The sequence below is a fragment of the Pseudomonas asgharzadehiana genome, assembly GCF_019139815.1.
Lineage (GTDB): Bacteria > Pseudomonadota > Gammaproteobacteria > Pseudomonadales > Pseudomonadaceae > Aquipseudomonas > Aquipseudomonas asgharzadehiana.
Genome location: NZ_CP077079.1, coordinates 4632191 through 4659180, shown reverse-complemented (window position 1 = coordinate 4659180; position 26990 = coordinate 4632191). Strand labels below are relative to the sequence as shown.

Genomic DNA, 26990 nt, shown 5'->3' with positions numbered 1-26990 from the left:
TCCAGATGCCCGTTCGAGGTTTCCCGCATGCCGCAGTCCGCCCCCGCCATCGCCCGAATGATCCTCGATGGCTTCGATGATTACCGCGAGCACTTCCGCCAGATCACCGACGGCGCCCGCGAGCGATTCGAAAAGGCCCAGTGGCAACAGGGCCAGGCGGCGTCGGCGGCGCGCATCAACCTGTATGAGGACAAAGTTCTTGAGGTGACCACACGCCTGCGCGCCAGCTTCGATGCCGCGCTGTTGCTGAAGATTGACCTGTGGCCCCTGGTTAAAAGCGCCTACATCGGCCTGATCGACCTGCGCTTCGACGATGAACTGTCGGAGACCTGGTACAACTCGATCTTTTGCGGCCTGTTCAGCCACGACCTGATCAGCGACGGCTGCATGTTCATTCACACCACACGGCCAAGCCTGCGCCGGGCACGCGCGGCGCAAACTCGCACGTACGCACCGGCCGGCAACATTGCGCCGGTGCTGGCGCAAATTTTCACGGACTTCAGCTTCAGCGAACCCTACGCCGACTTGCCCGCCGACCTGCGGCGCCTCCAAGCGCAACTGCGCGAGAACCTGCCGGATTGGGTGTGCAAGGACCCGGACCTCAAGATCGAGCTGTTTGCCTCGGTGCTCTACCGCAACAAAGGCGCCTACCTCGTAGGGCGCATCTACACCCGTGACGAACAATGGCCCTTGGTGATCCCGCTGTTGCACCGCGAGGGGCAGGGGATCCAGATCGATGCGTTGATCACCGACGAAGCCGAGGTGTCGATCATCTTTTCATTCACCCGCTCCTACTTCATGGTCGACGTGCCGGTACCGGCGGAATTCATCGGCTTTCTCAAGCGCATCCTTCCGGGCAAACACATCGCCGAGTTGTACACCTCCATCGGCTTCTATAAACACGGCAAGTCGGAGTTCTACCGCGCGCTGATCAACCACCTGGCGACCACTGACGATCAATTCATCATGGCTCCCGGTGTGCGCGGCATGGTCATGAGCGTGTTTACCCTGCCGGGCTTCAACACCGTGTTCAAGATCATCAAGGACCGCTTCTCACCGTCGAAAAACGTCAACCGCGCCACGGTGATCGAGAAGTACCGCCTGGTTAAAAGCGTTGATCGTGTCGGGCGCATGGCCGATACCCAGGAGTTCGCCGACTTCCGTTTTCCGCTGAGCAAGTTCGAGCCCGAGTGCCTTGCCGAGCTGTTGGAAGTGGCCGCCGGCACGGTCGAGGTGGAGGGCGACACGGTGCTGATTCGCCACTGTTGGACCGAACGGCGCATGACCCCGCTCAACCTCTATCTCGACAACGCCAACCCCGCCCAGGTGCGTGAAGCCCTGGAAGACTACGGCCTGGCCATCAAGCAACTGGCGGCGGCCAATATCTTCCCCGGCGACATGCTGCTGAAGAATTTCGGTGTCACCCGCCACGGTCGCGTGGTGTTCTACGACTACGACGAGATCTGCTTTCTTACCGAAGCCAACTTCCGCCACATCCCCGCACCGCGTACCCCGGAGGATGAAATGGCCTCCGAGCCCTGGTACTCCATCGGCCCGCTGGACGTGTTCCCGGAAGAGTTCCCGCCGTTCCTGTTTGCCGATGCCGGCCAGCGCAAGCTGTTCAATGAACTGCACGGCGAGTTGTACAACGCCGACTATTGGAAGGGCCTGCAAGACGCGATTCGGGCCGGCAAGGTGATTGATGTGTTTCCGTATCGCAGAAAAGAGCCGCTGTAAGCGTCAAACGGCAAGAGAAAACCACACGGTGCTTACTGAGTGCTTGAAGCTTGCCGCTTGCTGCTGCTTTTCTGCGACAATCCGCCCCCTGCCTATATAGAAGACCCTTGCGTACCTGATGACCGACCAAGCGCCCACTATCGACCAACTGCTCAAAAACCTCGATCACGCCATGCTCGCCGACCGCCACCGCTTGCGTCGGCAGTTGCTTGAGCTGCGCAAGAAACCCGACGAGGAGAAGCTGGCGCAGTGGGTCACGCGCCTGCAGGCTTCCTGCGCCCAGGTCACGGCGCGGCGCGCCAGCCTGCCGGTGATTCGCTACGACGACAGCCTGCCGATCGCGGCCAAGCGCGACGAGATCAAGACGGCGCTGCAAAAGCATCAGGTGCTGATCATTGCCGGCGAAACCGGCTCGGGTAAAACCACCCAGTTACCGAAAATCTGCCTGGAGATCGGCCGCGGCCAGTACGGCCTGATCGGTCACACCCAGCCACGCCGGATCGCCGCGCGCAGCGTCGCCAGCCGCGTGGCCGAAGAGCTGGCCACGCCGCTCGGGGCGTTGGTCGGCTATCAAGTACGCTTCGAAGACCAGAGCGACTCCAATACCCTGGTCAAGCTGATGACCGACGGCATCCTGCTGGCGGAAACCCAGAACGACCGCTACCTGGAACGCTACGACACGATCATTGTCGACGAAGCCCACGAACGCAGCCTGAACATCGACTTCCTGCTGGGTTACCTCAAGACCCTGCTGCCGCGGCGCCCGGACCTGAAAGTCATCATCACCTCGGCGACCATCGACCTTGAACGGTTTTCCAAGCACTTCGACGATGCGCCGATTGTCGAGGTCTCGGGCCGCACCTTCCCGGTGGACACCTGGTATCGCCCGCTGACGCTGGAACAGGACGAGGAGGGCAACCGCGTCGAGGACGACTTGACCGTTGACCAGGCGATCCTCGCCACCCTCGACGAAATCGCCGCCTATGAGCGCAGCGAACGGCGCAGCCCCGGCGATGTGCTGGTGTTTTTGCCGGGCGAGCGCGAGATTCGCGACGCCGCCGAGATGCTGCGCAAGGCCCAGCTCAAGCACACCGAAATCCTGCCACTGTATGCGCGCCTGTCGCCGGCCGAGCAGCAGCGCATTTTCCAGTCCCACCCCGGCCGCCGGGTGGTGCTGGCGACCAACGTCGCGGAAACCTCGCTGACCGTGCCGGGCATTCGTTACGTGATCGACAGCGGCACCGCGCGCATCAGCCGCTACAGCTACCGCGCCAAGGTGCAGCGGCTGCCGATCGAGGCCATTTCCCAGGCCAGCGCCAACCAGCGTAAAGGCCGTTGTGGCCGGGTGGAGCCGGGCATCTGTATCCGCCTGTACAGCGAAGAAGATTTTATCGGCCGCCCGGAATTCACCGACCCGGAGATCCTGCGCACCAACCTGGCCGCCGTGATCCTGCAAATGCTGCACCTGCGCCTGGGCGAGATCACCGATTTCCCGTTTATCGAACCGCCGGATGGCAAGGCCATCAGCGACGGTTTCAACCTGCTGCAAGAGCTGTCGGCGGTCGACCGCAACAGCCAGCTCACGCCGCTGGGCCGTCAACTGGCGCGCCTGCCGGTGGACCCGCGCATGGGCCGCATGCTGCTCGAAGCCGCCAAGCTCGGCAGCTTGCAGGAAGTGCTGATCGTCGCCAGCGCGATGTCGATCCAGGATCCGCGCGAACGCCCGCCCGAGCGTCAACAGGCCGCCGACCAGGCCCACGCCCAATGGAAAGACCCGGACTCGGACTTCGCCGGGCTGGTCAACTTGTGGCGCGGCTTTGAAGAACAACGCCAGGCGCTCACCGCCAGCCCGCTGCGCAACTGGTGCCGCAAAAATTTCCTCAACTATTTGCGCCTGCGCGAATGGCGTGACTCCCATCGCCAGTTGAGCCTGATCTGCCGCGACATGCAGCTGGCCCTCAACAAAGAGCCGGCCGACTATCCGAAACTGCACAAGGCCGTGCTGGTGGGCCTGCTCAGCCAGATCGGCCAGAAGACCGAAGAGGGCGATTACCTCGGCGCGCGTCAGCGTCGCTTCTGGATTCACCCGTCATCGGGCATCGGCAAAAAACGCCCGCAATGGCTGATGACCGCCGAGCTGGTGGAAACCACCAAGCTCTATGCGCGCATGGTGGCCAAGATCGATGCCGACTGGATCGAGCCGTTGGCCGGGCACCTGATCAAGAAAAACCACTTCGAACCGCACTGGGAAAAAAAGCGCGGCCAAGTAGTGGCCTTCGAGCAGATCACCCTGTTCGGGCTGATTGTGGTCGGGCGCCGGCCGGTGCATTACGGGCCGATTGACCCGGTGGTGTCCCGCGAGCTGTTTATCCGCGAAGGCCTGGTGCGTGGCGAGATTCAGTCCCGCGCCAAGTGCCTCACGGCCAACCAGCAGTTGCTGGAGCAGCTCGACGAACTGGAAGCCAAGGCGCGCCGCCGCGACATCCTGGCCGACGAAGAAACTCTGTACGCCTTCTACGACGCGCGCTTGCCGGCGGAGATCCACCAGACCGCGACTTTTGACAGTTGGTACAAGGTCAACAGCCAGAAAGACCCGCAGTTGCTGATCATGCGTGAGGAAGATGTGCTGGCCCGCGAAGCCAGTGAAGTCACCGCCGCGCATTACCCGGACACCTTGCACCTGGGCGACCTGGCCCTGGCGCTCAGCTACCACTTCGAACCCAACCACCCGCGCGATGGCGTGACCTTGCGCGTGCCGGCGCCGCTGCTGCCGGCCTTGCCGCCGGAGCGCCTGGAATGGCTGGTACCGGGGTTGATCGAAGCCAAGTGCATTGCCTTGGTGCGCAACTTGCCCAAGGCCCTGCGCAAGAACTTCGTGCCGGTGCCGGACTTCATCAAAGCCGCGCTGCAACGCATCGAATTCGGCCAGGGCTCTTTGCCGCAGGCACTGGGCCGCGAACTGCTGCGCATGACCGGCGCGCGGGTCAGCGATGAAGCCTGGGCTGAAGCGGCGCAGCAGGTGGAAAACCACCTGAAGATGAACCTGGAAGTCGTCGACGCCCAGGGCAAGTTCCTCGGCGAAGGCCGTGACCTGGCCGAGCTGACCGCACGGTTCGCCGAAGCCAGCCAGGCCGCCCTGGCCGTGCCGCACACCGCGAAGAGCCAGCAACCGGTGGAGGCCAAAGTGTTCGCCGCCGTGGCCGAGAAAACCCAGCAGAACATCGCCGGGCTGTCGATGACCGTGTATCCGGCGCTGGTGGAAGAAAACGGCACGGTCAAGGAAGGGCGTTTTTCCACCGCAGCCGAAGCCGAGTTTCAGCACCGCCGCGCCTTGCAGCGTCTGTTGATGCAGCAACTGGCGGAACCGGCCAAGTTCCTGCGCGGCAAATTGCCCGGCCTGACTGAGTTGGGCCTGATGTACCGCGAATTGGGGCGTATCGACGCGCTGGTGGAAGACATCCTGCTGGCCAGCCTCGACACCTGCGTGCTGGACGGCGAAGCCAGCCTGCCGCGTGATGGCGCGGGCCTGGCCGCCTTGGCCGAGCGCAAGCGTGGCAGTTGGACCGAGCATGCCGAACGCCTGGCGCGCTTGACCCTGGACGTGCTGAAACTCTGGCATGGCCTGCAAAAGCGCTTCAAAGGCAAGATCGACCTGGCCCAGGCCGTGGCGCTCAACGATATCAAGCAGCAGTTGAGCAACCTGGTGTACCCGGGTTTTGTGCGCGAAACCCCGGCACAGTGGCTCAAGGAGCTGCCGCGATACCTCAAGGCCATCGAACTGCGCCTGGAGAAACTGCCGGGCCAGGTGCAGAAGGATCGGGTGTGGAGCGGCGAACTCGGCGGGTTGTGGGCGCAGTACCAGAACCGTCTGAATAAACATACCCAGGAAGGCAAGCGCGACCCTCAGTTGGAGCTCTACCGCTGGTGGTTGGAGGAATATCGCGTGTCGTTGTTTGGCCAGCAATTGGGCACCAAGGTACCGATTTCCGACAAACGCTTGAGCAAGCAATGGGGCCAGGTAGAGCCCTGAAGCCTTGCTCGGTTTCCAGCACACAGCAGGTTCAAATGTGGGAGGGGGCTTGCTCCCACATTTAAAAGAGGCGCTTTTGAGAGAGGGCGCCAAATTCCTGGGTTTGTGGCAAACTTCGCCGCTATAAATCCCGGGATCGCCGCAAACGGCGGCGGCCCGATGGAATAAAGCATTGCCAGTTTGATGTCCGCCAGGCGGAATAAAACTACTTAAAGTTTGGTACGACGGTACCAATATCTTCTGCCTGACAGACATAGAGGAACGACCGTGCATAACGTCGTCATCAGCGGCACTGGCCTGTACACCCCTGCCAACAGCATCTCCAACGAAGAGCTGGTGCAGTCTTTCAATACCTATGTGCAACAGTTCAACCGCGACAACGCTGCCGCCATCGAGCGCGGGGACGTGCAGGCGCTGACCGAATCCAGCGCGGCGTTTATCGAGAAGGCATCCGGCATCAAGAGCCGCTTTGTGATGGACAAGGACGGCATCCTTGACCCGCAACGCATGACCCCGCGCCTGCCCGAGCGCAGCAATGACGAGTGGTCGGTACTCTGCCAGATGGCTATCGGCGCTGCCGAGCAAGCCTTGCAGCGCGCCGGCAAGACCGCCGCCGACATCGATGGCGTGATCGTCGCCTGTTCCAACCTGCAGCGTGCTTACCCGGCCATCGCCATCGAAGTCCAGGAAGCCCTGGGCATCGCAGGCTTCGGCTTTGACATGAACGTGGCGTGTTCCTCGGCCACGTTCGGCATCCAGAATGCCGCCAACAGCATCCAGCTGGGCCAGGCCCGGGCGATCTTGATGGTCAACCCGGAGGTCTGCACCGGTCACCTTAATTTCCGCGACCGCGACAGCCACTTCATCTTTGGCGATGCGGCCACGGCGGTCGTCCTCGAGCGCGCCGACCTGGCGACCTCCAAGCACCAGTTCGACGTGGTGAGCACCAAGCTGCTGACCAAGTTCTCCAATACCATCCGCAACAACTTCGGCTTCCTCAACCGCGCGGCGGAGGAAGGCATCGGCGCGCCGGACAAACTGTTCGTGCAGGAAGGCCGCAAAGTCTTCCGCGACGTGTGCCCGATGGTGGCCGAGCTGATCGGCGTGCATCTGGCGGAAAACCAGCTGGAGGTGGCTGATGTGAAGCGCTTCTGGCTGCACCAGGCCAACCTGAGCATGAACCACCTGATCGTGAAGAAGCTGCTGGGCCGCGAAGCTACCGTGGAAGAGGCCCCGGTAATTCTCGATACGTACGCCAATACCAGCTCGGCCGGTTCGGTGATTGCGTTTCACACTTATCAGGATGATCTGCCCAAGGGCGCGGTCGCGGTACTCAGCTCGTTTGGCGCGGGCTATTCAATCGGCAGCGTGATCCTGCGCAAGCGCTGAGAATGCGCTGGCGCGCGATCAACTGCGGGAGCGGGCTTGCGAAAGCGCTCGGCCAGTCACCGGATACTGTGGCTGACACGGCCCCTTCGCGAGCAAGCCCGCTCCCACATTGACCGTATTCCACGGCAAGATCGAGGTTAACGATGGCAGCAGTGGACGACACGCACCTGCTTGAACGTTTGCTCAAGGGTGAGCAGCGGGCCTACAAGGAATTGGTCGTCACCTACCAGAGCGCCATGCGCGCGGTGGCTTATGCGATTGTCGGCCAGCGCCATGCCGATGAAGTGGTGCAGGACGCCTGGCTGTCGGTGGTGCGCAACCTGGGCAAATTCGAAGGGCGCTCCAGCCTCAAGACCTGGCTGCTGACCATCACCGCCAACGCTGCCAAGGGCCGCTACAAACAGAATCGTCGCGAAGTGCTGCTCGACGATTTACCGTCGCCCCACGGCACCATCGGCGATGATCGCTTCAGCCCCGACGACGGTCACTGGGCTGTTGCCCCGTATGCCTGGCACCAGGACACGCCGGAAGCGCTGCTCACCGAAGACGAACTGCGCAAATGCCTGGAACATACGTTACTCAGTTTGTCGCAACTGCAAAGCAGCGTGCTGGTGCTGCGCGAGCGCCAGGGCCTGGAATTGGAAGAGATCTGTAATCTCCTGAGCCTCACGCTCTCCAATGTCCGTGTGCTGTTGCACCGAGCGCGGCTGAAAGTCTTCGCCACGGTGGAGCATTTTGAGGAAACGGGCGAATGTTGACCTGCAAGGAACAAGTGGCGCGATCCAGTGATTATCTCGATGGGCAATTGACCTTTCGCGAGCGTCTGCTGGTGCGTCATCACTTGATGTTCTGCCCGAACTGCCGCCGGTTTATTCGTCAGATGCGCCTGCTGCAGGCGACGCTGAAGATCATGCCGCAGGAGCCGGTGAAAGAGGCTGATGCCCTGGCGCAGCGGCTGGCGGCCGAGCGGCTCAAGGATCTGTAAGACGGTTGCAAATCAAAAACGGCAAGTGACGCGCTTCTCCTTGAAGCGTGCCGCTTGCCGCTTGACGCTGCTTGTTTAGAACTTGGCCTCGGCATCCAACTGCAAGGTATTGGCGTTGGCGTCACGCTGGGTGCGGCTGGCGAAATCCGCCTTGGTCAGGAAGTAGGTGGCGCCGACCGCGAAGTTCTTGTCGATGTCGTAACCCACTTTGAGCTTGTGCCCGCGCGAGCCGGTGGTGCCGTTGGCAAAGTCCGAGTCGGTGAAGGCACCCACCACGGCGTTACGTTGCGTATCGCGGTAGTTGTAGTCCAGGTTGAAACCGAACACCTTGGACTTGGCGCCCAGCAACCAGGCGGTGTCCTGATCGGTAGAGGCGTCGTTGTTTTTCACGTATTGGCCATACAGCGACAGCGGAACAGCCAGGCCGCCGATGTCCAGTTGGCTGAAACCTTCGTACAGGCGGAACTCTTCGTTGGCCGAGTTACCGTTGACCGCCAGGGCGCATGGCGTGGTGGTCGTGGTGCAGCGGCTGTCCTCATCGTTCTGGTAGGCGTACACGCTGCCGCCCACGGTCAGTTTGAGGTTGTCGGTCAGCGCGAAGCGCGAACCCAGTTGGCCGGCCGTCAGGCGCAGGTCGTGACGGAACTGCACGCCGTCGCCGTCCACGTTGTCCTTGAGGTTGTAGTTGCCGATGCTGCCGAACACCTCGGCGCTGCCACCCAATGGGTACTTGTAGGTCAGGGCCAGGCCTTCCGGGTTGATATCGCTATCCCAGATCACGTCGCCCATGTTGACCCAGGGTTGCAGCATCTTGCCGCCGATCACGTGCAGGTTCTTGATCTGGTCGGGGTGGTAGTCGATATAGCCCAGGTCCAGCCAGATCGACTTCTTGTCGAAGTAACCATCCTGGTCCTGGTTGGTGGAACGCGCATCGTCGCCGCCGCCGGTGGCGATACGAATACCGGTGTCCACTTGCGGGTTGATTTCGGTGTAGGCGCCCAGGCGGGCACGAATACGCTGACGGTCCTTGTCGCGCCCGCCGTTGTTGGGTTCGCCATCGATCTTGATGGTTTCCTGACGGAACCGCACATCACCCTTGAACTGCGTCTTGGCGGCCCAGGCCAGCTTCTGGTCGAAGCTGCTCAGCTCGTTGGTTTTTTTCGCGGTGGCCGCGATCTGTTCGTTGGTCTCTTGTTGAGCTTGCCGTGCGATCTGCTGTTCTTTCTGGTCTTTGGCCAACTCACTTTGCAGTTCGGTGTACTGCGCAGCGGTAATCTGGCCGTTGGCCTTGAGCATGTCGAGCAATTTAGCGTCGACTGCGGCGCTGGCCGGAACGCTCAGGGCCAGTAACAGGCCGCCGCACAGGGCCGCCGCAGTTTTAGTGGAAGCAAGACGCATATCAATCTCCGAAAGTGAGGAGGGATGGCAAACCATCCAGGACACAACCGACCGATGACGGACGGAAAAATAGCCGCCTGCTAGAACCAGGCGCTCTAAAAACAGGCGTCAGTATCGCGAGGGTTTATGACGCAGCAGTGGCGAAGTGATGTCATCTACATGACAAATCACTCAGCCTTGGAACTAATGGTTTAGAGCCTTGTCGTGCGATTTGAAGGTGTGCCAGGCCCGCCGATAAGCGATACTCGCCAGGCTTTCACGCCCTGAAGTAGTGAGGATGCCGATGCCGCTGCAACGCCTGGACAGCCTGTCCGAAATCGACCCGCAGGTGTGGGACGCCCTCGCGCCGCAGGCCCAGCCTTTTGTGCGGCATGCGTTCCTGAGCGCACTGGAAGACAGCGCCAGCCTGGGCCCGCAATCGGGCTGGCGACCCGAGCATTTGCTGCACTGGGAGGGTGATCGGCTGGTGGCGGCACTGCCGGGTTATCGCAAGTGGCATTCCTACGGTGAGTATGTGTTCGACCATGGCTGGGCCGACGCCTGTGCGCGGGCGGGTATCGACTACTACCCCAAGCTGCTCACGGCCGTGCCCTTCAGCCCGGTCAGCGGGCCACGGCTATTGGCCGCCAACGCCGAGGATGGCTTTGAACTGCTCAACAGCCTGCCGGGTTATCTGGAAATCGAAGGGCTTAGCAGTGCGCACGTCAATTTCACCGATGCGTTGGCCGATGAGGCGCTGGCCCGGCAACCGGGCTGGATGCAGCGCCTGGGCTGCCAGTTTCATTGGCAGAACCGTGGTTATCGCGACTTCCAGGATTTCCTCGACGCCCTCAGTTCACGCAAGCGCAAGCAGATGCGTAAAGAACGTGAACAAGTGGCGGGGCAGGGCATCGATTTCGAATGGTTGCAAGGTGGTGAACTGAGCGAGGCGCAGTGGGATTTTGTCTACGCCTGCTATGCCAACACCTACGCGGTACGCCGCCAGGCCCCGTACCTGACCCGCGCGTTTTTCAGTCTGCTGGCCGAACGCATGCCCCAGGCCATCCGCGTGGTACTGGCCAAGCAAGGCCCGCGGCCCGTTGCCATGGCCTTCAGCCTGATCGGGGGTGACAGTTTTTATGGTCGCTACTGGGGCTGCCTGGCGGAATTCGATCGCCTGCATTTCGAAACCTGTTTTTACCAGGGCATGGACTACGCCATCGCTCAGGGCCTGCAACGCTTCGACGCCGGCGCCCAGGGCGAGCACAAACTGATTCGCGGGTTCGAACCGGTGATCACCCGTTCCTGGCACTACCTGCGTCATCCGGGGTTGAAGAATGCCGTGGAGGACTTCCTCGAGCGCGAGCGGGTGGGGATTGTGGCCTATGCCGAAGAGGCGAGGGCGGCCCTGCCTTATCGGCAGGCGTGAGTCGTCCCGATAGCACTAACCCGTCAACGCACTGTTGACTGCCCCAGCGCTATCGGGAGCAAGCCCGCTGTGGTAGAGGCGGGGCAGTATTCAATCGATACCCACAAACCCCCCGGTCTGGTGCTGCCACAACCGGGCATACAGCCCCTTATGCGCCAGCAGCTCGGCATGGCTGCCACTTTCGGCAATCTGGCCTTTTTCCAGCACCACCAGGCGATCCATCCGCGCAATGGTCGACAAGCGGTGCGCAATCGCGATTACCGTCTTGCCTTGCATCAGGGTCTCCAGGCTTTCCTGGATCGCCGACTCGACTTCCGAGTCGAGCGCCGAGGTGGCTTCGTCCATGATCAGGATCGGCGCGTCCTTGAGCAGTACGCGGGCGATAGCGATGCGCTGGCGTTGCCCGCCCGACAGTTTCACCCCGCGTTCGCCCACGTGGGCATCCAGCCCGGTGCGGCCTTCGGCGTCCGACAGCAGCGGGATGAACTCATCGGCGCGGGCCTTGTGCACGGCGGCCCAGAGTTCTTCGTCGGTGGCGTCGGGCTTGCCGTACAGCAGGTTGTCGCGGATCGAGCGGTGCAGCAACGAGGTGTCCTGGGTGATCATGCCGATCCGCTCGCGCAGGGACTCCTGTGCCACCTCGGCGATGTTCTGGCCGTCGATCAGAATGCGCCCGCCTTGCAGGTCATAGAGGCGCAGCAGCAGGTTGACCAGTGTCGACTTGCCCGCCCCCGAGGGGCCGATAAGGCCGATTTTTTCGCCGGCCTTGATCTCAAGGTTCAAGTCGCCAATGATCCCGCTGCGTTTGCCGTAGTGAAAATCCACCTGTTCAAAACGCACTTCGCCGTGGGGCACGCTCAGGCGTGGGGCGTTGTCGCGGTCGACCACCGCCAATGGTTGGGCGATGGTCTTGAGGCCGTCCTGCACGATGCCGATGTTTTCGAAAATGCCGTTGACCACCCACATGATCCAGCCGGACATATTGACGATGCGAATCACCAGGCCCGTGGCCAGCGCGATGGCGCCTACGGAGATCAGCGATTGCGTCCACAGCCACAGGGCCAGGCCGGTGGTGGTGACGATCAGCAGACCGTTCAGCACGGTGATCACCGCATCCATGCTGGTGAGCACGCGTGCCGCCAGCTGGGTTTTTTCGGTTTGCTCAATGATCGCTTCCTTGGCGTATTCCTGCTCATTCTGCGTATGGGCGAACAGCTTCAAGGTGGTGATGTTGGTGTAGCCGTCGACGATGCGGCCCATGAGTTTGGAGCGCGCTTCGGAAGACATCACCGAGCGTTCCTTGACCCTTGGCACGAAGTAACGCAAAGCCAGGCAGTAGCAAATGATCCAGGTGATCAGCGGGATCATCAGCCGCCAGTCGGCCTCGGCAAACAACACCAGCGAAGTGATGGCGTAGATCGATACATGCCAGATGGCCTCCGCGGTTGCCACCGCAGAGTCACGCAGGGCGTTGCCGGTTTGCATGATGCGCTGGGCAATGCGCCCGGCGAAATCATTCTGGAAGAAATTCAAGCTCTGCTTGAGCACGTAGCTGTGGTTCTGCCAGCGGATCTGGCTGGTCATGCCGGGGTTGATGGTCTGGTGCACCAGCAGATCATGCAGGCTGTTGAAAATCGGCCGCAGCAGCAGGGCGACCACGGCCATCCAGATCAGCTCGGCGCTGTGCACTTGGAAGAAGTTGGCGGGCGGTGTGCCCTGGGCCAGGTCGATAATGCGGCTCAGGTAGCTGAACAGCGCGACTTCGATCAATGCGCCGACCAGCCCCACCACGAGCAGCGCGGCAAAGCACGGCCACACCTGGCGCAGGTAGTAGAGGTAGAAGGGCAGGACTTTATCGGGCGGGGCGACGCTGGGGGCGTCGCGGAAAATATCGATCAGTTGTTCAAAACGACGATAGAGCATTAGGGTTGACGCCCGCCGGGCGGGCTCTCCTTTCAAATGCGCGCGCAGCCTTGTGGGCTACGCGCGAAGCATCCTGCAAACCTCAGTCGATGCGCTTGGCCGACTTGATGATCACAGGATCGATTGGCACGTTTTGCATGCCCTGCTTGGTGGTGGTCTGGGAGTTGACGATGATGTCGACCACGTCCATGCCCTTGACCACTTTGGCGAACACGGCATAACCGGCATCGCGACCTGGGTCGAGGAAGGCATTGTCGGCCACGTTGATGAAGAACTGGCTGGTGGCCGAATCCGGGTTCGAGGTGCGGGCCATCGACAGTGTGCCGCGCACGTTATGCAGGCCGTTGCTGGCTTCGTTCTTGATCGGCGCTTCGGTCGGCTTTTGCGACATCTGCTGGGTGAAGCCGCCGCCCTGGACCATGAAGCCTGGGATCACCCGGTGGAAAATCGTGTTGGTGTAAAAGCCCTTGTCGACATAGGCCAGGAAGTTCTTGGTACTGATCGGCGCCTTCACCGGGTCCAGTTCGATTTCAATCTGGCCGTTGGTGGTGTCGAGCAAAACGTGCGGCGCCTTGGCCGGCTCAGCCGCCATCAGGTTGGCAGCGAACAAGGCGGAACCGGCAAAGAAGGCGATTTTTTTCAGCATGGGTCAGTGATCCTGGGTAGTGGTGTCGACGGTCGTTAGAAAGTCGAGCAGGGTAGCGTTAAAGACTTCGGGTTGATCCAAGGGCGTGGCGTGACGGGAATCCTCGATCACCACCAGTCGCGCATCGGGCAGCAGTTTTACATAGATTTCTTTCTGGGCCACGGGGGTGTAGTCGTGGTCGGCGCTGATGACCAGGGTTGGACAGGTAATCCGCCAAAGTCGTTCCTGCACACCCCAGCCCACAATCGCATCGAAGCTGGCGAGATAAGCACGTTTGTCGTTTTTTGCCCAGCGTTCGGCCATCTTGCGGCGCAGGTCGGCCTGCTCCGGTTTGGGAAATAATCGGTCACCCAGCGCCTTGCCGATGGTGCTCAGGCTGAGTACGCGGGCCAGGGTCCGGCGCTTGGCCCATTGCCAATAATCATCGGCGCTGCGCACTTTTACCTCGGGGGCACTGTTGACGATGCACAGGCTCCTGACCAGGGCGGGTTGGTCCACGGCCAACTGAAACGCGATCATGCCGCCCATGGACAGGCCCACTACATGGGCGGGCGGCAGGTTCAAGTGGTCGAACAGTGCCAGCAGGTCATGGGCAAACCCCTGGATGCTGTAGCGCTCGCGGGGTTTGTCGGAGCGCCCGTGGCCGCGAACGTCGACCACGACCAGGCGGTAGTGCCTGGCCAGTACCGGCACTTGCAGTTCCCAGTCCTGGCTGCTGGAGCCGAGGCCGTGGATCAGCAGCAGCGGGGTGCCGTGGCCGTATTCCTCGTAGTGCAGGCTGCAGTCGTCGTGGTCGAACCAGGCCATGCATGAACTCCGTCTCAGGCTTGCCGGGGGGCGGCGAAAGGTGCGTCCAGCGGGGCCGTGTCAAAAGTGCGCAGCAACTCCACCAGGATCTGCGTTGCGGGCCCCAAGGGTTTGTCTTTGTTTGAGTACAGGTAGAACGTAGGGTGGCGGCTGCCACCCTGCTCCAAGGGTAGTTGCTTGAGCACGCCCTCGGCGAGTTCGCGCTCGATCATGTGCCGGGGCAACCAGGCAAAGCCCAGGCCGCTGCCGACGAAGGATGCCGCGGTGGCCAGGCTGCCGACGGTCCAGCGCTGCTCGGCGCCGAGCCAGCCCACATCGCGGGGTTGCTGGCGGCCGGAGTCGCGGATCACCACTTGCATCTGGCTTTCCAGGTCCTGGAAGCTCAGCTCGCGATTCATGCGGTGCAGGGCGTGCTCGGGATGGGCCACGGCGACGAATTCCACGTCGCTCATTTCCGTGCCCAGGTAACCGGGGATGCTGAAGCCGCAGATCGCCAGGTCGGCCACGCCCTCGATCAGCAGTTCCTCGACGCCCGACAACACCTCTTCACGCAGGCGCACGCGGCAGCCACGGCTCTGCGGCATAAAAGCGCTGAGCGCACGTACCAGGCGTGCGTTAGGGTAGGCGGCATCGACCACCAGCCGCACTTCGGCTTCCCAGCCCTGTTCCATATGGTGGGCGAGGTCTTCCAGTTGGCTGGCGTTTTTGACTAACTGCCGGGAGCGCCTCAATAGCACTTCGCCGGCATCGGTCAGCACCGCCTTGCGCCCATCGATGCGCAGCAGTGGCACGCCGAGCTGGTCTTGCATGCGGGCCACGGTGTAGCTCACCGAGGACTGCGAACGGTGCAGCGCTTCGGCCGCCTGGGCGAAGCCGCCATGGTCGACCACGGCTTGCAGCGTGCGCCATTGATCGAGAGTAACGCGGGGCGCTTTCAAGATAGGTTCCTCTTGTCCTAAGCTGGCGGTCCTTATTGGAGACTGCCGAATGAGAAAATTCTGTTGTGTGTTGCTGGCGCTGCTGCCGATGAGCGCGTTCGCCTACCCCATCGACGTGACCAAAAAGATCGATGGCGTGAGCGTGGACTACACCGCCTCCGATGTGGACGGCGACATCAGTTCGATTCAACTCAATAACTACGGCACCCGAGACGCGGTGTGCTCGGTAACCTTCACCAACGGCCCGGAAGCGCCGCGACGTCGCACGGTCACGGTACCGGCGGGCAAAAGCACCAACACCACGGTGAAGTTCAACCGCGCCATTATCAAGATGCGTATTGCCCTGGCTTGCGCGCCGAAATAAAGCGGCAGCGGAGCATGCCCACAGGAATACTCCGCTTATCAACAAATTTCTAGATGGGTTGCAGCAGTTTTTTGCGCTTTTTTATCGAATGAGCCTTGGTTAATCTTTTCTCCATCGACTTACAGCAGTTTCAGATGGAGCCTACGAAGCCATGTCCAACGTTCTGATCATCGAAAGCAGCGCCCGCCAAACGGATTCGATCTCCCGCCAATTGACCCGGCAGTTCATCAGCCAATGGCAGGCCGCCCACCCGGCGGATCGGATCACCGTGCGTGACGTGGCCCGTGAACCGGTGCCGCACCTGGACGCCAACTTGCTCGGCGGCTGGATGAAACCGGCGGAGCAGCGCAACGACGACGAACAGATTTCTCTGGACCGCTCCAACGAGTTGACCGACGAACTGCTGGCCGCCGACGTGCTGGTCATGGCTGCACCGATGTACAACTTCGCCATCCCGAGCACCTTGAAAGCCTGGCTGGACCACGTGTTGCGGGCCGGCGTGACCTTCAAGTACACCGCGACCGGACCGCAGGGTTTGCTGACCGGCAAGCGCGCCATTGTGCTCACCGCTCGCGGCGGCATTCATACCGGCGCCAGCTCCGATCACCAGGAACCGTACCTGCGCCAGGTCATGGCCTTTATCGGGATTCACGATGTGACTTTCATCCATGCCGAAGGGGTGAACCTGAGCGGTGACTTCCAGGAGAAGGGCATCAATCACGCCAAGGCGCTGATCGCCCAGGTGGCGTGATCCTTTAATCGTCACGTAATCGCCCGGTGTTTATATCGCTTCACGCAAACCCTTCAAGTACGCGTATCGAACCTCCCTTTGCACTTGTTGCTCCTGAGTGCTCCTGCCCAGCTGACGCTTTAGCGAGGTCGGGTTTTTTTTGCCCCGAGTTTCTTCACATCCCGAAAACCTTTAATGTCGCGCCCATTCAAAACGAGGCGCGCATGGGCTATCTACTGGTTGTCACCCTGATACAGGCTTTTTCCTTCAGCTTGATCGGCGAATACCTCGCCGGCCACGTCGACAGCTACTTCGCGGTGCTGGTGCGTGTGGTACTGGCCGGGCTGGTGTTTATCCCGCTGACGCGCTGGCGCTCGGTGGAGCCTGCGTTCATGCGCGGCATGCTGGTGATCGGCGCCCTGCAGTTCGGTGTGACCTACGTGTGCCTGTACCTGAGCTTTCGTGTGCTCACGGTGCCGGAGGTGTTGCTGTTCACCATTCTTACGCCGTTACACGTGACCTTGATCGAAGATGCCCTCAACCGACGCTTCAACCCGTGGGCGCTGGTCGCCGCACTGGTGGCGGTGGCGGGCGCGGCGGTGATTCGTTTCGACCAGATTACCCCGCACTTCCTGATGGGCTTTTTGCTGCTGCAACTGGCCAACTTCACCTACGCCGCCGGGCAAGTGATGTACAAGCACCTGGTGGCGCGTTATCCGAGTGACCTGCCGCATTACCGGCGTTTCGGCTACTTCTACCTCGGCGCCTTGTTGGTGGTGCTGCCGGCATTCCTGTTGTTCGCCAAGGCCGATTTCCTGCCGCAAGCGCCGCTGCAATGGGGTGTGCTGGTGTTCCTGGGCCTGGTCAGCACCGCGCTCGGCATGTATTGGTGGAACAAAGGCGCGTGCCTGGTGCATGGCGGCACGCTGGCAGTGATGAATAACCTGCATGTGCCGGTGGGGTTGTTGCTGAACTTGCTGATCTGGAACCAGCACGAGCCGCTGGGGCGTTTGGCATTGGGCGGGTTGGTGATTCTGGGGGCGGTGTGGATCAGTCGGTTGGGTGTGCGCAAAGCCCCGACCCGCGCCTGAGCACACCGCTGAGCCGAGGCGTTATATAGCGCGGTGTTCGGTGGTCGGCAAGTGGCTGGCCCCCACCACCGCCGGCAACATCCCCGCGCGTAAGTCATTGCCACTCGGCTGCTGATATAAGCTCAAGCCGAACTCCGGCAGCACCGCCAGCAGGTAATCGAAGATATCGCCCTGGATGCGCTCGTAATCGGCCCACGCCGTGGTGCGGGTAAAGCAGTAGATCTCCAGCGGCACCCCCTGGGCGGTGGTTTGCATCTGGCGCACCATGCACGTCATGTTCGGCTGGATGTCCGGATGGCTTTTCAGATAAGCCAGGGCGTAGGCGCGGAAGGTGCCGAGGTTGGTCATGCGCCGGCGGTTGGCCGACAGTTGCGCGGTGTTGCCCTGGGCCTCGTTCCAGGCCTTGAGCTCGGCCTGTTTGCGGCTGATGTAGTCGGTGAGCAGGCGAACCTGGGTCATGCGGACTTCTTCATCGTCATGCAAAAAGCGTACGCCGCTGGCGTCGATGTACAGGCTGCGCTTGATCCGGCGCCCGCCCGAGGCCTGCATGCCGCGCCAGTTCTTGAACGACTCGGACATCAGTCGCCACGTGGGAATGGAGACGATGGTCTTGTCGAAATTCTGCACCTTGACCGTGTGCAGGGTGATGTCCACCACATCGCCGTCGGCGCCGACCTGGGGCATTTCGATCCAGTCGCCCACGCGCAGCATGTCGTTGCTGGTGAGCTGCACACTGGCGACGAACGAGAGCAGGGTGTCCTTGTACACCAACAGAATTACCGCCGACATCGCACCCAGGCCCGACAGCAGCAACAGCGGCGAACGATCGATCAGGGTGGCGACGATGATGATCGCGCCAAACACGAACAGCACCATCTTCGCCAATTGCACGTAGCCCTTGATCGAACGGGTACGCGCGTGTTCGGTGCGTGCGTAGATGTCCAGCAGGGCATTGAGCAGGGCGCTCATCGCCAACACCAGGAACAGAATGGACAGGGCCAGCGCAACATTGCCGATAAACAGGATGGCGGTCTTACTCAGGGCCGGCACCAGGTACAGGCCGAACTGGATCACCAGCGACGGCGTCATCTGCGCCAGGCGGTGGAAGACTTTGTTGTGCCGCAGGTCATTGAGCCAGTGCAGCGCCGGTTGCCGGCCGAGCAGTTTGACGGCGTGGAGGATGAGGTAACGCGCCACCCGTCCGAGTAACAGGGCGACGACCAGCAACACCAGAAAACCCAGGCTGGCATGCAGCATCGGGTGTTCGTCGAGGGCGCCCCAGAGGTCTTGGACGTTGAGCCAGAGCTGTTTGATATCCATGGGTGAAACCGATTCTTCTGTTAAGACAAGATGGGGCGATTAGAGCATTTAAGTGCTGCAAAGTTGACCTTGCGTATAAATTCCATGACAAAAATCAGCTGTTTAGCCCCGTGCGCGTAAAGAAACTCGGTTTGGACGCCCGAAACCGTTACCCTATGCAGCTGATATTTTGTATTTCTTCGAGGTAGCACCCGTGTTTTCCCAATTCGCCCTGCACGAACGCCTGCTCAAAGCCGTGGCCGAGCTTAAATTTGTCGAGCCTACGCCTGTGCAAGCAGCGGCCATCCCGCTCGCGCTTCAAGGGCGTGACCTGCGGGTGACGGCTCAAACCGGTAGCGGCAAGACCGCCGCGTTCGTCCTGCCGGTCCTGAACCGTTTGATTGGCCCGGCCAAGGTCCGCGTCAGCATCAAGACCCTGATTCTGCTGCCGACCCGCGAGTTGGCCCAGCAGACCCTCAAGGAAGTCGAGCGCTTCTCGCAGTTCACGTTCATCAAGTCCGGCATTATCACCGGCGGCGAAGACTTCAAGGTCCAGGCGGCCATGCTGCGCAAGGTGCCGGACATCCTCATCGGCACCCCGGGCCGCATGATCGAGCAACTCAACGCCGGCAACCTTGACCTCAAGGAAGTCGAAGTGCTGGTGCTGGACGAAGCCGACCGCATGCTCGACATGGGCTTTGCCGACGATGTGCAGCGCCTGGTCGGCGAATGCGTCAACCGTCAGCAGACCATGCTGTTCTCCGCCACCACCGGCGGTTCGACCCTGCGCGACATGGTCGCCAAGGTGCTGAACAACCCTGAGCACTTGCAGGTCAACAACGTCAGCGACCTGAACGCGACCACGCGTCAGCAGATCGTCACTGCCGACCATAACGTGCACAAAGAGCAGATCCTCAACTGGCTGTTGGCCAACGAGACCTATCAGAAGGCCATCGTGTTCACCAACACCCGCGCGGCGGCCGACCGCATCTACGGTCGCCTGGTGGCCCAGGAATACAAGGCGTTCGTGCTGCACGGCGAAAAAGACCAGAAGGACCGCAAGCTGGCCATCGACCGCCTCAAGGCCGGTGGCGTGAAGATTCTGGTCGCCACCGACGTCGCTGCCCGCGGTCTGGACGTGGACGGCCTGGATCTGGTGATCAACTTCGACATGCCGCGCAGCGGCGACGAGTACGTGCACCGTATCGGCCGTACCGGGCGTGCCGGCAACGATGGCCTGGCCATCTCGCTGATCTGCCACGGCGACTGGAACCTGATGTCGAGCATCGAGCGCTACCTCAAGCAGTCGTTCGAGCGCCGTACCATCAAGGAAGTCAAAGGCACCTACACCGGGCCGAAAAAGGTCAAGGCCTCGGGCAAGGCAGTTGGGGTGAAGAAGAAAAAGACCGACGCCAAGGGTGACAAGAAGAAAACCGGTGCCAAGTCGCCGACCAAGCGCAAGATCGCCAACCGGCCGAAGACCGACAACCTGTCGCTCGTCAGCAAGGACGGCATGGCCCCGCTCAAGCGCCGCAAGCCAGAAGCACCCGCTGCCGAGTAAGGCGCCGGCTGCTGTGAAAAAAAACCGGACATTGTTCGGTTTTTTTTGCCTTCAGTTTTTGGCCTTGGCGGCGGCTTCTTTCAGCTCTTTGAGGCGTGCGTCGATCAACTGGCACTTATCGGGCAATCGCGCGCTTTCGGTGTCCAGGTCCATTTTTTGTAGCTCGGCATTCATCTCCTTGGCCTGGGTCGGGTTTTGCTCGGTCAAACGGGTGACTTCCTTGGCCAGCGCTTCACGCTTGGCCGTGGCTTCTTCGGGCGTGCAGGCCCAGGCGGGCAGGGCGGTAAGCAGTGCGGTGGCGATGGCCAGGGTTTTCAGGGTGCTCATGGTTCGGACCTCCTTGGTAATGATGTGCGGTTGAGGGGGCGAACGTCTGGAAAGTTCAGAGAAGTGACGCTCGTCCGTTTGGCTGAACGGCTGCCGACGCGGTGTGTCACTCCTTATGACGGGCTACTTTTTCGCCTGCAGGAGGAATCAGGATGACGACTTACAACTGGGATTTGATCGAACGTCTGCTGCATGAAGTGCAGAACGGCGAAGGCAGCTTTGCCCCACGCAAATACGCCGAACAGGAAGCCGCGGATAAGGCCACGGCAGGCGAGGACACCGGCAACCTGGATGCGCTGAAGAAGACCGCCGCCGATTACGAGGCGTTGCTGTTCAAGCGCGGTTTTATCGAATCACGCCCGGAGGAAGAGGGCGGCAATGGCGAGAATTTCATTTTGACGGCGCTGGGCGCGCAATTGCTGGCGCTGATCGACAGTTCCATTCCGGGCAATGACCACCCGCGCCAGGTGCTGGACGAGCAAGCGGATGCGCTGGACCCAGCGACATTTGCCGACGTGGCCTCCAAGGCCCAGATCGCCTGACCTCATCACGCGCCGGCACCCGCCTGGCCGGCGCGAAACTGTCGGATCGGTAATCTGCCGCTAAGGTTGCTGACAGCCGGCGCCGCCTAATCTGCTGCCATTCAACTCATGGACTTGAATCGGCATGCATTCCACTACCTCCAGACGCACTTTCGTCAAAGGCCTGGCCGCCGGCGGCCTGTTGGGCGGGCTCGGGCTTTGGCGCCCCCCGGTGTGGGCGCTGACCAGCCCCGACCAGCCGACGGTGCTGGCGGGCACTGAATTTGATGTGTTCATCGGCCAGACCGTCGTCAACCTTACCGGCCAGGCGCGCACCGCGTTGACCATCAACGGCAGCCTGCCCGGCCCGCTGTTGCGCTGGCGCGAAGGCGACACCGTGACCCTGCGCGTAAAAAACCAGTTGGCCGCGCCTACCTCGATTCACTGGCACGGGATTGTGCTGCCTTCGACCATGGACGGCGTGCCAGGGCTGAGCTTCAAGGGCATCGAGCCGGGCGGCGTGTTTGTCTATCAGTTCACGCTCAAGCAGCACGGCACCTACTGGTACCACAGCCATTCGGGGTTCCAGGAGCAACAGGGCGTGTACGGCCCTTTGGTGATCGACCCCAGGGAGCCGGAGCCTTACACCTATCAGCGCGATTACGTGGTGATGCTGTCGGACTGGACCGACGAAGACCCGGTGGCCCTGATGAAGACCCTCAAAAAGCAGTCCGATTACTACAACCTGCACAAACCTACCGTGGGTGATTTTGCGCGCGATGTGGGCAAGCAGGGCTGGTCGGCCACCGTTGCCGACCGCTGGATGTGGGCGCAGATGAAGATGAACCCCACCGACCTTGCCGACGTCAGCGGCCAAACCTACACCTACCTGCTCAACGGCCAGCCGCCCGGTCGGAACTGGACCGGGCTGTTTCAGGCCGGGGAAACGATTCGCCTGCGCTTTATCAATGGCTCGGCGATGACCTATTTCGATGTGCGCATTCCGGGCCTGAAAATGACCGTCATCGCCGCCGACGGCCAGCCGGTGACGCCGGTCAGCGTGGACGAGTTGCGCATCGCGGTCGCCGAAACCTTTGATGTGCTGGTGGAGCCCACGGCCGAGGCTTACACCTTGTTTGCCCAATCGATGGACCGCACCGGCTATGCCCGAGGCACCCTGGCCCGGCGGGCCGGCGCGGTGGCCCCGGTGCCGCCGCTCGACCCACGTGTCTGGCTGAGCATGCAAGACATGAGCATGGGCGGCATGGACCACGGCGCCATGGCGGATATGCCCGCAATGGAAGGCATGGACCACAGCATGGGCGCGATGCCGATGCAGGCGCACCCGGCCAGCGAGGCAAACAACCCGCTGGTGGACATGCAGGCCATGAACCCGCTGCCCAAGCTCGACGACCCGGGTATCGGCCTGCGCGACAACGGCCGGCGGGTGCTGACCTACGCCGACCTGCGCAGCACGTTCGAGGACCCTGATGGCCGTGATCCCACGCGTACCATCGAGTTACACCTCACCGGGCATATGGAGAAGTTCGCCTGGTCATTCAATGGTGTGAAGTTTTCCGATGCCGAGCCTCTGCAACTCACCTATGGCGAGCGCGTGCGGCTGGTACTGGTCAACGACACCATGATGAGTCACCCGATCCACTTGCATGGCCTGTGGAGCGACCTGGAGGACGAGAACGGCCAGTTCCAGGTGCGCAAACACACCATTGATATGCCGCCGGGGTCGCGCCGCAGTTACCGCGTGACCGCCGATGCCTTGGGCCGCTGGGCCTATCACTGCCACCTGCTGTACCACATGGAAATGGGCATGTTCCGTGAAGTGCGCGTGCATGAATAAGGAAGCGAATATGAGCCACCGGGTTTTAGCGGTTTGCATGGCGCTGGTGTTCAGTTCGCTGGCGACCGCCGAAGAAGAGTTCCAGGGGATGAGCCCCGCAGTGCCGGCGTTGACCGAAAGCCGCACGCCGATCCCGGTGCTGACCGACGCGGACCGCGCGGCGGTGTACAACGAGCCGGGCGGGCACAACGTGCATGACAGTGCCGTGCATTCGATGCTGCTGTTCAACCAGTTGGAATGGCAGGGCGGTGAAGGCAGTGGGGCGCTGAATTGGGACGTCAAGGGCTGGGTCGGCGGTGACGTCGACCGCCTGTGGCTGCGCAGCGAAGGCGAGCGCAGCGCCGGGCGTACCGACAGCGCCGAAGCCCAGGCGTTGTGGGGGCATGCGATCAGCCCATGGTGGGATGTGGTGGGTGGCGTGCGCCAGGACTTCAAGCCCGATGACAGCCAAACCTGGGCCGCGTTCGGTGTGCAGGGCATGGCGCTGTACAACGTCGAAGCCGAGGCGACGCTGTTTGTCGGCGAGTCGGGACGCACCGCCGCGCGGCTGGAAGGGGATTACGACGTCCTGCTGACCAATCGCCTGATTCTGCAGCCGACCGCCGAACTCAACTTTTATGCGCAAAACGATCCGCAGCGTGGCGTGGGGGCGGGCTTGTCGCAGAGCGAACTGGGCCTGCGCTTGCGTTACGAAATACGCCGGGAGTTTGCGCCTTACGTGGGTGTCAGCTGGAACCGCACCTATGGCCAGACGGCGCACTACGCCCGGGAAGAAGACGAAGACATCAGCCAATGGCGCTGGGTCGTCGGTGTGCGCCTGTGGTTTTGAGCTTTTTCTTATACCTATAACTCGCCGCCTGGAGCGGCCTGGAGCCTTGCATGTCGATGTTGAAAACTGCGTTAGCGGGAGGTGCCCTATGGGCCGGATTAATGTTCAGCGTGTCGGTTTCGGCCCATCCGAAACTGCTGTCCTCCGCCCCTGCGGCCGGTGCCCAGGGGGCCGCGCCGGGGGTGATTGAACTGCGCTTCTCGGAAAACCTGCTGACGCAGTTTTCCGGGGCCAAGCTGACCATGACCGATATGCCCGGCATGCCCAATTCGCCGATGCCGGTGAAGGCCAGTGTGGCGGCGGGCACTGACCCCAAAGTCATGCTGATCAAGCCTGCGTCTGCGCTGACGGCAGGCACCTACCGGGTCGACTGGCGCGCGGTGTCATCCGATACCCACCCGATCACCGGTAACGTCGTGTTCAGCGTCCAGCCATGAGCGAACTGAGCCAAATCCTGTTGCGCTTCGCGCTTTATCTGGACCTGATGCTGGTGTTTGGCCTGGGGCTTTTTGGCCTCTACGGGCTGAAGGCCGCAGAGCGTACGCTGTTGAATTTCAAGAGACTGCTGGGGTGTACGGCGGGCCTTGGCGTGTTGCTGTCGATCGCATCGATGTTGAGCATCACCCAGGCCATGAGCGGAGCCACGGATTGGCCGACGTTGTGGCCGCACCTGTACATGATGCTGGCGCAGACAGACTTGGGATGGACAGCGTGCCTGCGCCTGGCGGCGCTGGTGCTGGTCGCCTTCAGCGCCAGCCTGCATCTGGCCACGCTGTTTGGCGGTGTTGCCCTGGTGACGCTGATGTGGAGCGGGCACGGCGCGATGCACGAGGGCGCGCAAGGGGTGTGGCACATGCTCAGCGACGGTGCGCACCTGCTGGCGGCGGCGGGGTGGGTGGGTGCGTTGGCGGCGTTTGGCCTGTTGCTGATGCGCGCGTCGGTGCCGGACGCGCGCCGCGTTGAGGCATTGGCCGCTGCATTGGCGGGGTTCGAGCGAATCGGCGCGGGGTTCGTCGCCGTGCTGATCGTCAGCGGGGTGGCGAATTATCTATGGGTGGTGGGGCCGAATCTGGACGGCCTCACCGGCGGCATCTACGCGTTGCTGTTGAGCCTGAAATTGGGCTTGTTCGGCGTGATGTTGGGGCTGGCGGCGCTCAATCGCTTCCATCTCACGCCGTTTCTGCAACGCGCCGTAGCGGCGGGCGACACTGCGCCGGCCATTGCCGCACTGCGGCGCAGCATGGCCCTGGAGTTTGGCGCCGTGGTGCTGATACTCGGGTTGGTGGCCTGGCTGGGGACACTGTCACCTGTTTAGGGCGCGGCGCTCTTCAGGCATTTGAGTGCCTTGAAGTCGCTGCGTACGCCGTCGATTTTTTGCGTGAGCTTGCGGCGTTGCTGCGCAGTGCTTTGCGCCATCAGATCGACCAGCAGGCTGCGTGCGGCGGCTTCGGTCTGGGCATAGGCGGCGCGGTATTCGGGCGTCCACAGGCTTTCGCGGTCCACCAGCAGTTGCTGCATCTTTTGCGGGAAGTCGGCGTTGTGGCGTTGTCGCACGGCGTCGATAAATTGCGCCTGCCAGTTCGCACGGTTGCCTATCCACTGCGTATTCTGCTCACCCAGGGCGATGGACCAGGCCATGACGCGGTTCTGCTGGCCGGCACTGAGCGGGCCCATCCAGGTATCCAGGCGTTTGGTCATGCGCTCGGCGCGTTGCTTGATTTGCTCGGCCAGCGGCGGCTTGAGGTATTCGTCCTGGCGTTTGCGCAGGTCCTTGGCCAACGCCTCGTTCATATCCTGGACTTGTTGATCATCCAGACCCTGGAGCAACTCGATGGCTGACGGCGTGATTTCGCGGGCGACGTCGGCGATGGCCTGTTTGGCCTCGAGGGTACGGCTTTGCAGCGCGGCGTCGTTGACCTGGTTGTCATCGACCATCCGTTGCAGGCGGTCGAGCCAGTCCAGGTAACCGGGCAATTGCGTGGTGCAATGCCAGGCCAGGTGTTCCTTGAGCGTGTCGTTGAACCAGCTCTTTTGCCCGGCGTTCATGTCCAGGTAGTCGTTGAGGGTCCAGGGGATGATCACATCCAGGTTGCGATAGGCCAGGCCTACGCGATTGCAGCCGGCGAGCGCCAGGCTCAGGGTAAGCAGTATCACCAGCAGTTTGAGCCGACGCAGCATGGGTAGGTCCTGGCGCAGAGTGGGTTAATGCATGTGAACCCACGCCGAGGGCGACAGTTCAGCCCATCAATAAAACGGCCGCACGGCCTTCAAGGTCAACAGGCCGTCGCATTGCGAATTGTGCCCTGAATAGGCTGAGCAATCGCCGCCGCTGAGGCTGGAGTCGCTGTAGATCAGGTTCAGGTCAACGCCCTTCCACGCGCGGGAGAACTGCACCGACCAGTCGCTGAAACTGCTGATGGTGCCGCCCTCCACCGAGGCCGGGGTGCCCAATTGATGGGTGGTGTACTTCATGCTCACGCCGATGCCGAAGGGCTGGGTGCCGCCCAGGTCGGCGAACAGGGTGCTGTCCTGGCGGTCCGGATCGTTGCTGAACGAGGCGCCGAAACGATTGCCCAGCAGGTTCAGGCCGCCGTAGAACTCCTGACTGTCGAGTGGGCTGAGCTTGGGATAGCTGTAGTGAATCAACCCCACTTCGTAGCCCAGTGTCTGGTCGAAGGGATGTTTGAAACCCATATAGGAGTCGACTTCGAGGGTATTGGCCGAAGAAAACCCCATGTTGGGTGAAAATTGACCGAAGTACAGCCCACTGTCGTGGCTCAGGTCCAGACCGCCATGGAACGAATCGCTGCCCGGTGAGGTGGGCTTGACCAGGCCCTGGGCCATGCTGCGGCTGGGCGTGGTGCCTAATTTGAGGTCGAAGTCGCCCAACTCGCGCTGGAAAATCTGCGCTTCGGCGAGGGGGCAAGCCACTAAGGCACAGACCAGGAAAATGCAGGGTTTAAGCATGCTTCACTCCATGAAAAGCGAGGAGCAGTAACGGGAAAATCGGGCAGATGCCCGTGCTAGACGTGTGCAAGGATACCGACGTATGCCAGGCGGTGAGGCCCGTTCGTCGATTAGCACGATATTGAATGGGTGGGCGAGGTATTGCGGACTCTAGTCCTAGCGCCTTGAGAACAAGACGCTTA

At 61.7% G+C, this 26990-nt stretch carries 24 protein-coding genes; 15 read left to right on the top strand and 9 right to left on the bottom strand.

The annotated features are described in order from the left end of the window. Window positions 1–27 precede the first annotated feature (27 nt). The 5 genes from aceK to KSS96_RS21005 all read left to right on the top strand — a co-directional run bounded on the left by aceK (window position 28) and on the right by KSS96_RS21005 (window position 8141). Window positions 28–1737, top strand: coding sequence for a bifunctional isocitrate dehydrogenase kinase/phosphatase (gene aceK, locus KSS96_RS21025; RefSeq protein ID WP_065878156.1), 1710 nt, complete (start codon window positions 28–30; stop codon window positions 1735–1737). A gap of 118 nt (window positions 1738–1855) precedes the next feature. Next, window positions 1856–5767 carry an ATP-dependent RNA helicase HrpA gene (hrpA, locus tag KSS96_RS21020; RefSeq protein ID WP_116079365.1) on the top strand — a complete coding sequence of 1304 codons (3912 nt, stop codon included), beginning with the start codon at window positions 1856–1858 and terminating at the stop codon, window positions 5765–5767. Between the two features lie 267 nt (window positions 5768–6034). Then, entirely contained in the window at window positions 6035–7156 is a 1122-nt protein-coding gene (locus KSS96_RS21015) for a beta-ketoacyl-ACP synthase III (protein WP_217855295.1), read from the top strand. Between the two features lie 143 nt (window positions 7157–7299). After that, complete coding sequence (locus KSS96_RS21010; protein WP_017527521.1) at window positions 7300–7914, top strand: RNA polymerase sigma factor; 615 nt, start codon at window positions 7300–7302, stop codon at window positions 7912–7914. Next, window positions 7908–8141 carry an anti-sigma factor family protein gene (locus tag KSS96_RS21005; RefSeq protein WP_017527522.1) on the top strand — a complete coding sequence of 78 codons (234 nt, stop codon included), beginning with the start codon at window positions 7908–7910 and terminating at the stop codon, window positions 8139–8141. Before KSS96_RS21010 ends, KSS96_RS21005 begins: the two co-directional genes overlap by 7 nt. Window positions 8142–8216: 75 nt before the next feature. Here KSS96_RS21005 and KSS96_RS21000 read toward each other — a convergent pair whose 3' ends face one another. Next, window positions 8217–9539, bottom strand: coding sequence for a putative porin (locus KSS96_RS21000; RefSeq protein WP_017527523.1), 1323 nt, complete (start codon window positions 9537–9539; stop codon window positions 8217–8219). 283 nt (window positions 9540–9822) lie between these two features. On the opposite strand from KSS96_RS21000, the gene KSS96_RS20995 reads away from it, so the two are divergent. Then, the gene (locus KSS96_RS20995) at window positions 9823–10947 is read left to right on the top strand and encodes a GNAT family N-acetyltransferase (RefSeq protein ID WP_065878147.1); all 1125 of its coding nucleotides are present in this window, start codon (window positions 9823–9825) and stop codon (window positions 10945–10947) included. A 90-nt stretch (window positions 10948–11037) separates the two neighbouring features. Here KSS96_RS20995 and KSS96_RS20990 read toward each other — a convergent pair whose 3' ends face one another. The 4 genes from KSS96_RS20990 to KSS96_RS20975 all read right to left on the bottom strand — a co-directional run bounded on the left by KSS96_RS20990 (window position 11038) and on the right by KSS96_RS20975 (window position 15261). Further along, a complete protein-coding gene (locus KSS96_RS20990) occupies window positions 11038–12870 on the bottom strand; it encodes an ABC transporter ATP-binding protein (RefSeq protein ID WP_217855293.1) in 1833 nt (610 codons plus the stop codon). Between the two features lie 82 nt (window positions 12871–12952). Continuing rightward, window positions 12953–13516 (bottom strand): peptidylprolyl isomerase A, encoded by a 564-nt coding sequence (locus KSS96_RS20985; RefSeq protein WP_017527526.1) that lies wholly within the window; start codon window positions 13514–13516, stop codon window positions 12953–12955. A gap of 3 nt (window positions 13517–13519) precedes the next feature. Beyond that, entirely contained in the window at window positions 13520–14323 is an 804-nt protein-coding gene (locus KSS96_RS20980; protein WP_017527527.1) for an alpha/beta fold hydrolase, read from the bottom strand. A gap of 14 nt (window positions 14324–14337) precedes the next feature. Beyond that, window positions 14338–15261 (bottom strand): PA3225 family LysR-type transcriptional regulator, encoded by a 924-nt coding sequence (locus KSS96_RS20975; protein ID WP_003175418.1) that lies wholly within the window; start codon window positions 15259–15261, stop codon window positions 14338–14340. 49 nt (window positions 15262–15310) lie between these two features. Between KSS96_RS20975 and KSS96_RS20970 the strand changes: the two genes are divergently transcribed. From KSS96_RS20970 to KSS96_RS20960, 3 genes are all read left to right on the top strand, one after another. Then, a complete protein-coding gene (locus KSS96_RS20970; protein WP_065878143.1) occupies window positions 15311–15625 on the top strand; it encodes a 3-phosphoglycerate kinase in 315 nt (104 codons plus the stop codon). Window positions 15626–15776: 151 nt separating this feature from the next. Then, on the top strand, window positions 15777–16376 hold the full coding sequence (locus tag KSS96_RS20965) for an FMN-dependent NADH-azoreductase (protein WP_017527530.1): 600 nt from the start codon (window positions 15777–15779) through the stop codon (window positions 16374–16376). 203 nt (window positions 16377–16579) lie between these two features. After that, the gene (locus KSS96_RS20960; RefSeq protein ID WP_017527531.1) at window positions 16580–17446 is read left to right on the top strand and encodes a carboxylate/amino acid/amine transporter; all 867 of its coding nucleotides are present in this window, start codon (window positions 16580–16582) and stop codon (window positions 17444–17446) included. Window positions 17447–17467: 21 nt separating this feature from the next. On the opposite strand, the gene KSS96_RS20955 is transcribed toward KSS96_RS20960, so the two are convergent. After that, window positions 17468–18766: a mechanosensitive ion channel family protein gene (locus tag KSS96_RS20955; protein WP_017527532.1), complete on the bottom strand. Its 1299-nt coding sequence runs from the start codon at window positions 18764–18766 to the stop codon at window positions 17468–17470. A gap of 193 nt (window positions 18767–18959) precedes the next feature. Here KSS96_RS20955 and KSS96_RS20950 point away from each other — a divergent pair, with 193 nt between their 5' ends. Then, window positions 18960–20306 (top strand): DEAD/DEAH box helicase, encoded by a 1347-nt coding sequence (locus KSS96_RS20950; RefSeq protein WP_003193110.1) that lies wholly within the window; start codon window positions 18960–18962, stop codon window positions 20304–20306. A 51-nt stretch (window positions 20307–20357) separates the two neighbouring features. Here KSS96_RS20950 and KSS96_RS20945 read toward each other — a convergent pair whose 3' ends face one another. Beyond that, entirely contained in the window at window positions 20358–20633 is a 276-nt protein-coding gene (locus KSS96_RS20945) for a hypothetical protein (protein WP_065878140.1), read from the bottom strand. Between the two features lie 152 nt (window positions 20634–20785). Here KSS96_RS20945 and KSS96_RS20940 point away from each other — a divergent pair, with 152 nt between their 5' ends. The 5 genes from KSS96_RS20940 (at window position 20786) to copD (ending at window position 25156) form a co-directional block, all read left to right on the top strand. Further along, entirely contained in the window at window positions 20786–21175 is a 390-nt protein-coding gene (locus KSS96_RS20940; protein ID WP_017527534.1) for a hypothetical protein, read from the top strand. A gap of 124 nt (window positions 21176–21299) precedes the next feature. After that, entirely contained in the window at window positions 21300–23012 is a 1713-nt protein-coding gene (locus tag KSS96_RS20935) for a copper resistance system multicopper oxidase (RefSeq protein WP_217855291.1), read from the top strand. A 10-nt stretch (window positions 23013–23022) separates the two neighbouring features. After that, window positions 23023–23841, top strand: coding sequence for a copper resistance protein B (locus KSS96_RS20930; protein WP_065878134.1), 819 nt, complete (start codon window positions 23023–23025; stop codon window positions 23839–23841). Between the two features lie 50 nt (window positions 23842–23891). Next, window positions 23892–24278 (top strand): copper homeostasis periplasmic binding protein CopC, encoded by a 387-nt coding sequence (gene copC, locus KSS96_RS20925; protein ID WP_017527537.1) that lies wholly within the window; start codon window positions 23892–23894, stop codon window positions 24276–24278. Further along, window positions 24275–25156, top strand: coding sequence for a copper homeostasis membrane protein CopD (copD, locus tag KSS96_RS20920; protein WP_065878133.1), 882 nt, complete (start codon window positions 24275–24277; stop codon window positions 25154–25156). Before copC ends, copD begins: the two co-directional genes overlap by 4 nt. On the opposite strand, the gene KSS96_RS20915 is transcribed toward copD, so the two are convergent. Both KSS96_RS20915 and KSS96_RS20910 read right to left on the bottom strand, forming a co-directional pair. Beyond that, window positions 25153–26019 (bottom strand): DUF6279 family lipoprotein, encoded by an 867-nt coding sequence (locus KSS96_RS20915; RefSeq protein WP_017527539.1) that lies wholly within the window; start codon window positions 26017–26019, stop codon window positions 25153–25155. The two genes, copD and KSS96_RS20915, sit on opposite strands and share 4 nt — an antisense overlap. A gap of 66 nt (window positions 26020–26085) precedes the next feature. Continuing rightward, window positions 26086–26808, bottom strand: a complete 723-nt coding sequence (locus tag KSS96_RS20910; protein ID WP_065878130.1) for a TorF family putative porin — start codon at window positions 26806–26808, stop codon at window positions 26086–26088. Window positions 26809–26990: the final 182 nt, after the last annotated feature.

What these genes read in the sequence shown, in the direction of transcription:
- aceK (WP_065878156.1), top strand. Translation starts at nt 28, where the DNA reads ATGCCGCAGTCCGCCCCCGCCATCGCCCGAATGATCCTCGATGGCTTC.
- hrpA (WP_116079365.1), top strand. Translation starts at nt 1,856, where the DNA reads ATGACCGACCAAGCGCCCACTATCGACCAACTGCTCAAAAACCTCGAT.
- KSS96_RS21010 (WP_017527521.1), top strand. Translation starts at nt 7,300, where the DNA reads ATGGCAGCAGTGGACGACACGCACCTGCTTGAACGTTTGCTCAAGGGT.
- KSS96_RS21005 (WP_017527522.1), top strand. Translation starts at nt 7,908, where the DNA reads ATGTTGACCTGCAAGGAACAAGTGGCGCGATCCAGTGATTATCTCGAT.
- KSS96_RS21000 (WP_017527523.1), bottom strand. Translation starts at nt 9,539, where the DNA reads ATGCGTCTTGCTTCCACTAAAACTGCGGCGGCCCTGTGCGGCGGCCTG.
- KSS96_RS20995 (WP_065878147.1), top strand. Translation starts at nt 9,823, where the DNA reads ATGCCGCTGCAACGCCTGGACAGCCTGTCCGAAATCGACCCGCAGGTG.
- KSS96_RS20990 (WP_217855293.1), bottom strand. Translation starts at nt 12,870, where the DNA reads ATGCTCTATCGTCGTTTTGAACAACTGATCGATATTTTCCGCGACGCC.
- KSS96_RS20985 (WP_017527526.1), bottom strand. Translation starts at nt 13,516, where the DNA reads ATGCTGAAAAAAATCGCCTTCTTTGCCGGTTCCGCCTTGTTCGCTGCC.
- KSS96_RS20980 (WP_017527527.1), bottom strand. Translation starts at nt 14,323, where the DNA reads ATGGCCTGGTTCGACCACGACGACTGCAGCCTGCACTACGAGGAATAC.
- KSS96_RS20970 (WP_065878143.1), top strand. Translation starts at nt 15,311, where the DNA reads ATGAGAAAATTCTGTTGTGTGTTGCTGGCGCTGCTGCCGATGAGCGCG.
- KSS96_RS20965 (WP_017527530.1), top strand. Translation starts at nt 15,777, where the DNA reads ATGTCCAACGTTCTGATCATCGAAAGCAGCGCCCGCCAAACGGATTCG.
- KSS96_RS20960 (WP_017527531.1), top strand. Translation starts at nt 16,580, where the DNA reads ATGGGCTATCTACTGGTTGTCACCCTGATACAGGCTTTTTCCTTCAGC.
- KSS96_RS20955 (WP_017527532.1), bottom strand. Translation starts at nt 18,766, where the DNA reads ATGGATATCAAACAGCTCTGGCTCAACGTCCAAGACCTCTGGGGCGCC.
- KSS96_RS20945 (WP_065878140.1), bottom strand. Translation starts at nt 20,633, where the DNA reads ATGAGCACCCTGAAAACCCTGGCCATCGCCACCGCACTGCTTACCGCC.
- KSS96_RS20940 (WP_017527534.1), top strand. Translation starts at nt 20,786, where the DNA reads ATGACGACTTACAACTGGGATTTGATCGAACGTCTGCTGCATGAAGTG.
- KSS96_RS20935 (WP_217855291.1), top strand. Translation starts at nt 21,300, where the DNA reads ATGCATTCCACTACCTCCAGACGCACTTTCGTCAAAGGCCTGGCCGCC.
- KSS96_RS20930 (WP_065878134.1), top strand. Translation starts at nt 23,023, where the DNA reads ATGAGCCACCGGGTTTTAGCGGTTTGCATGGCGCTGGTGTTCAGTTCG.
- copC (WP_017527537.1), top strand. Translation starts at nt 23,892, where the DNA reads ATGTCGATGTTGAAAACTGCGTTAGCGGGAGGTGCCCTATGGGCCGGA.
- copD (WP_065878133.1), top strand. Translation starts at nt 24,275, where the DNA reads ATGAGCGAACTGAGCCAAATCCTGTTGCGCTTCGCGCTTTATCTGGAC.
- KSS96_RS20915 (WP_017527539.1), bottom strand. Translation starts at nt 26,019, where the DNA reads ATGCTGCGTCGGCTCAAACTGCTGGTGATACTGCTTACCCTGAGCCTG.
- KSS96_RS20910 (WP_065878130.1), bottom strand. Translation starts at nt 26,808, where the DNA reads ATGCTTAAACCCTGCATTTTCCTGGTCTGTGCCTTAGTGGCTTGCCCC.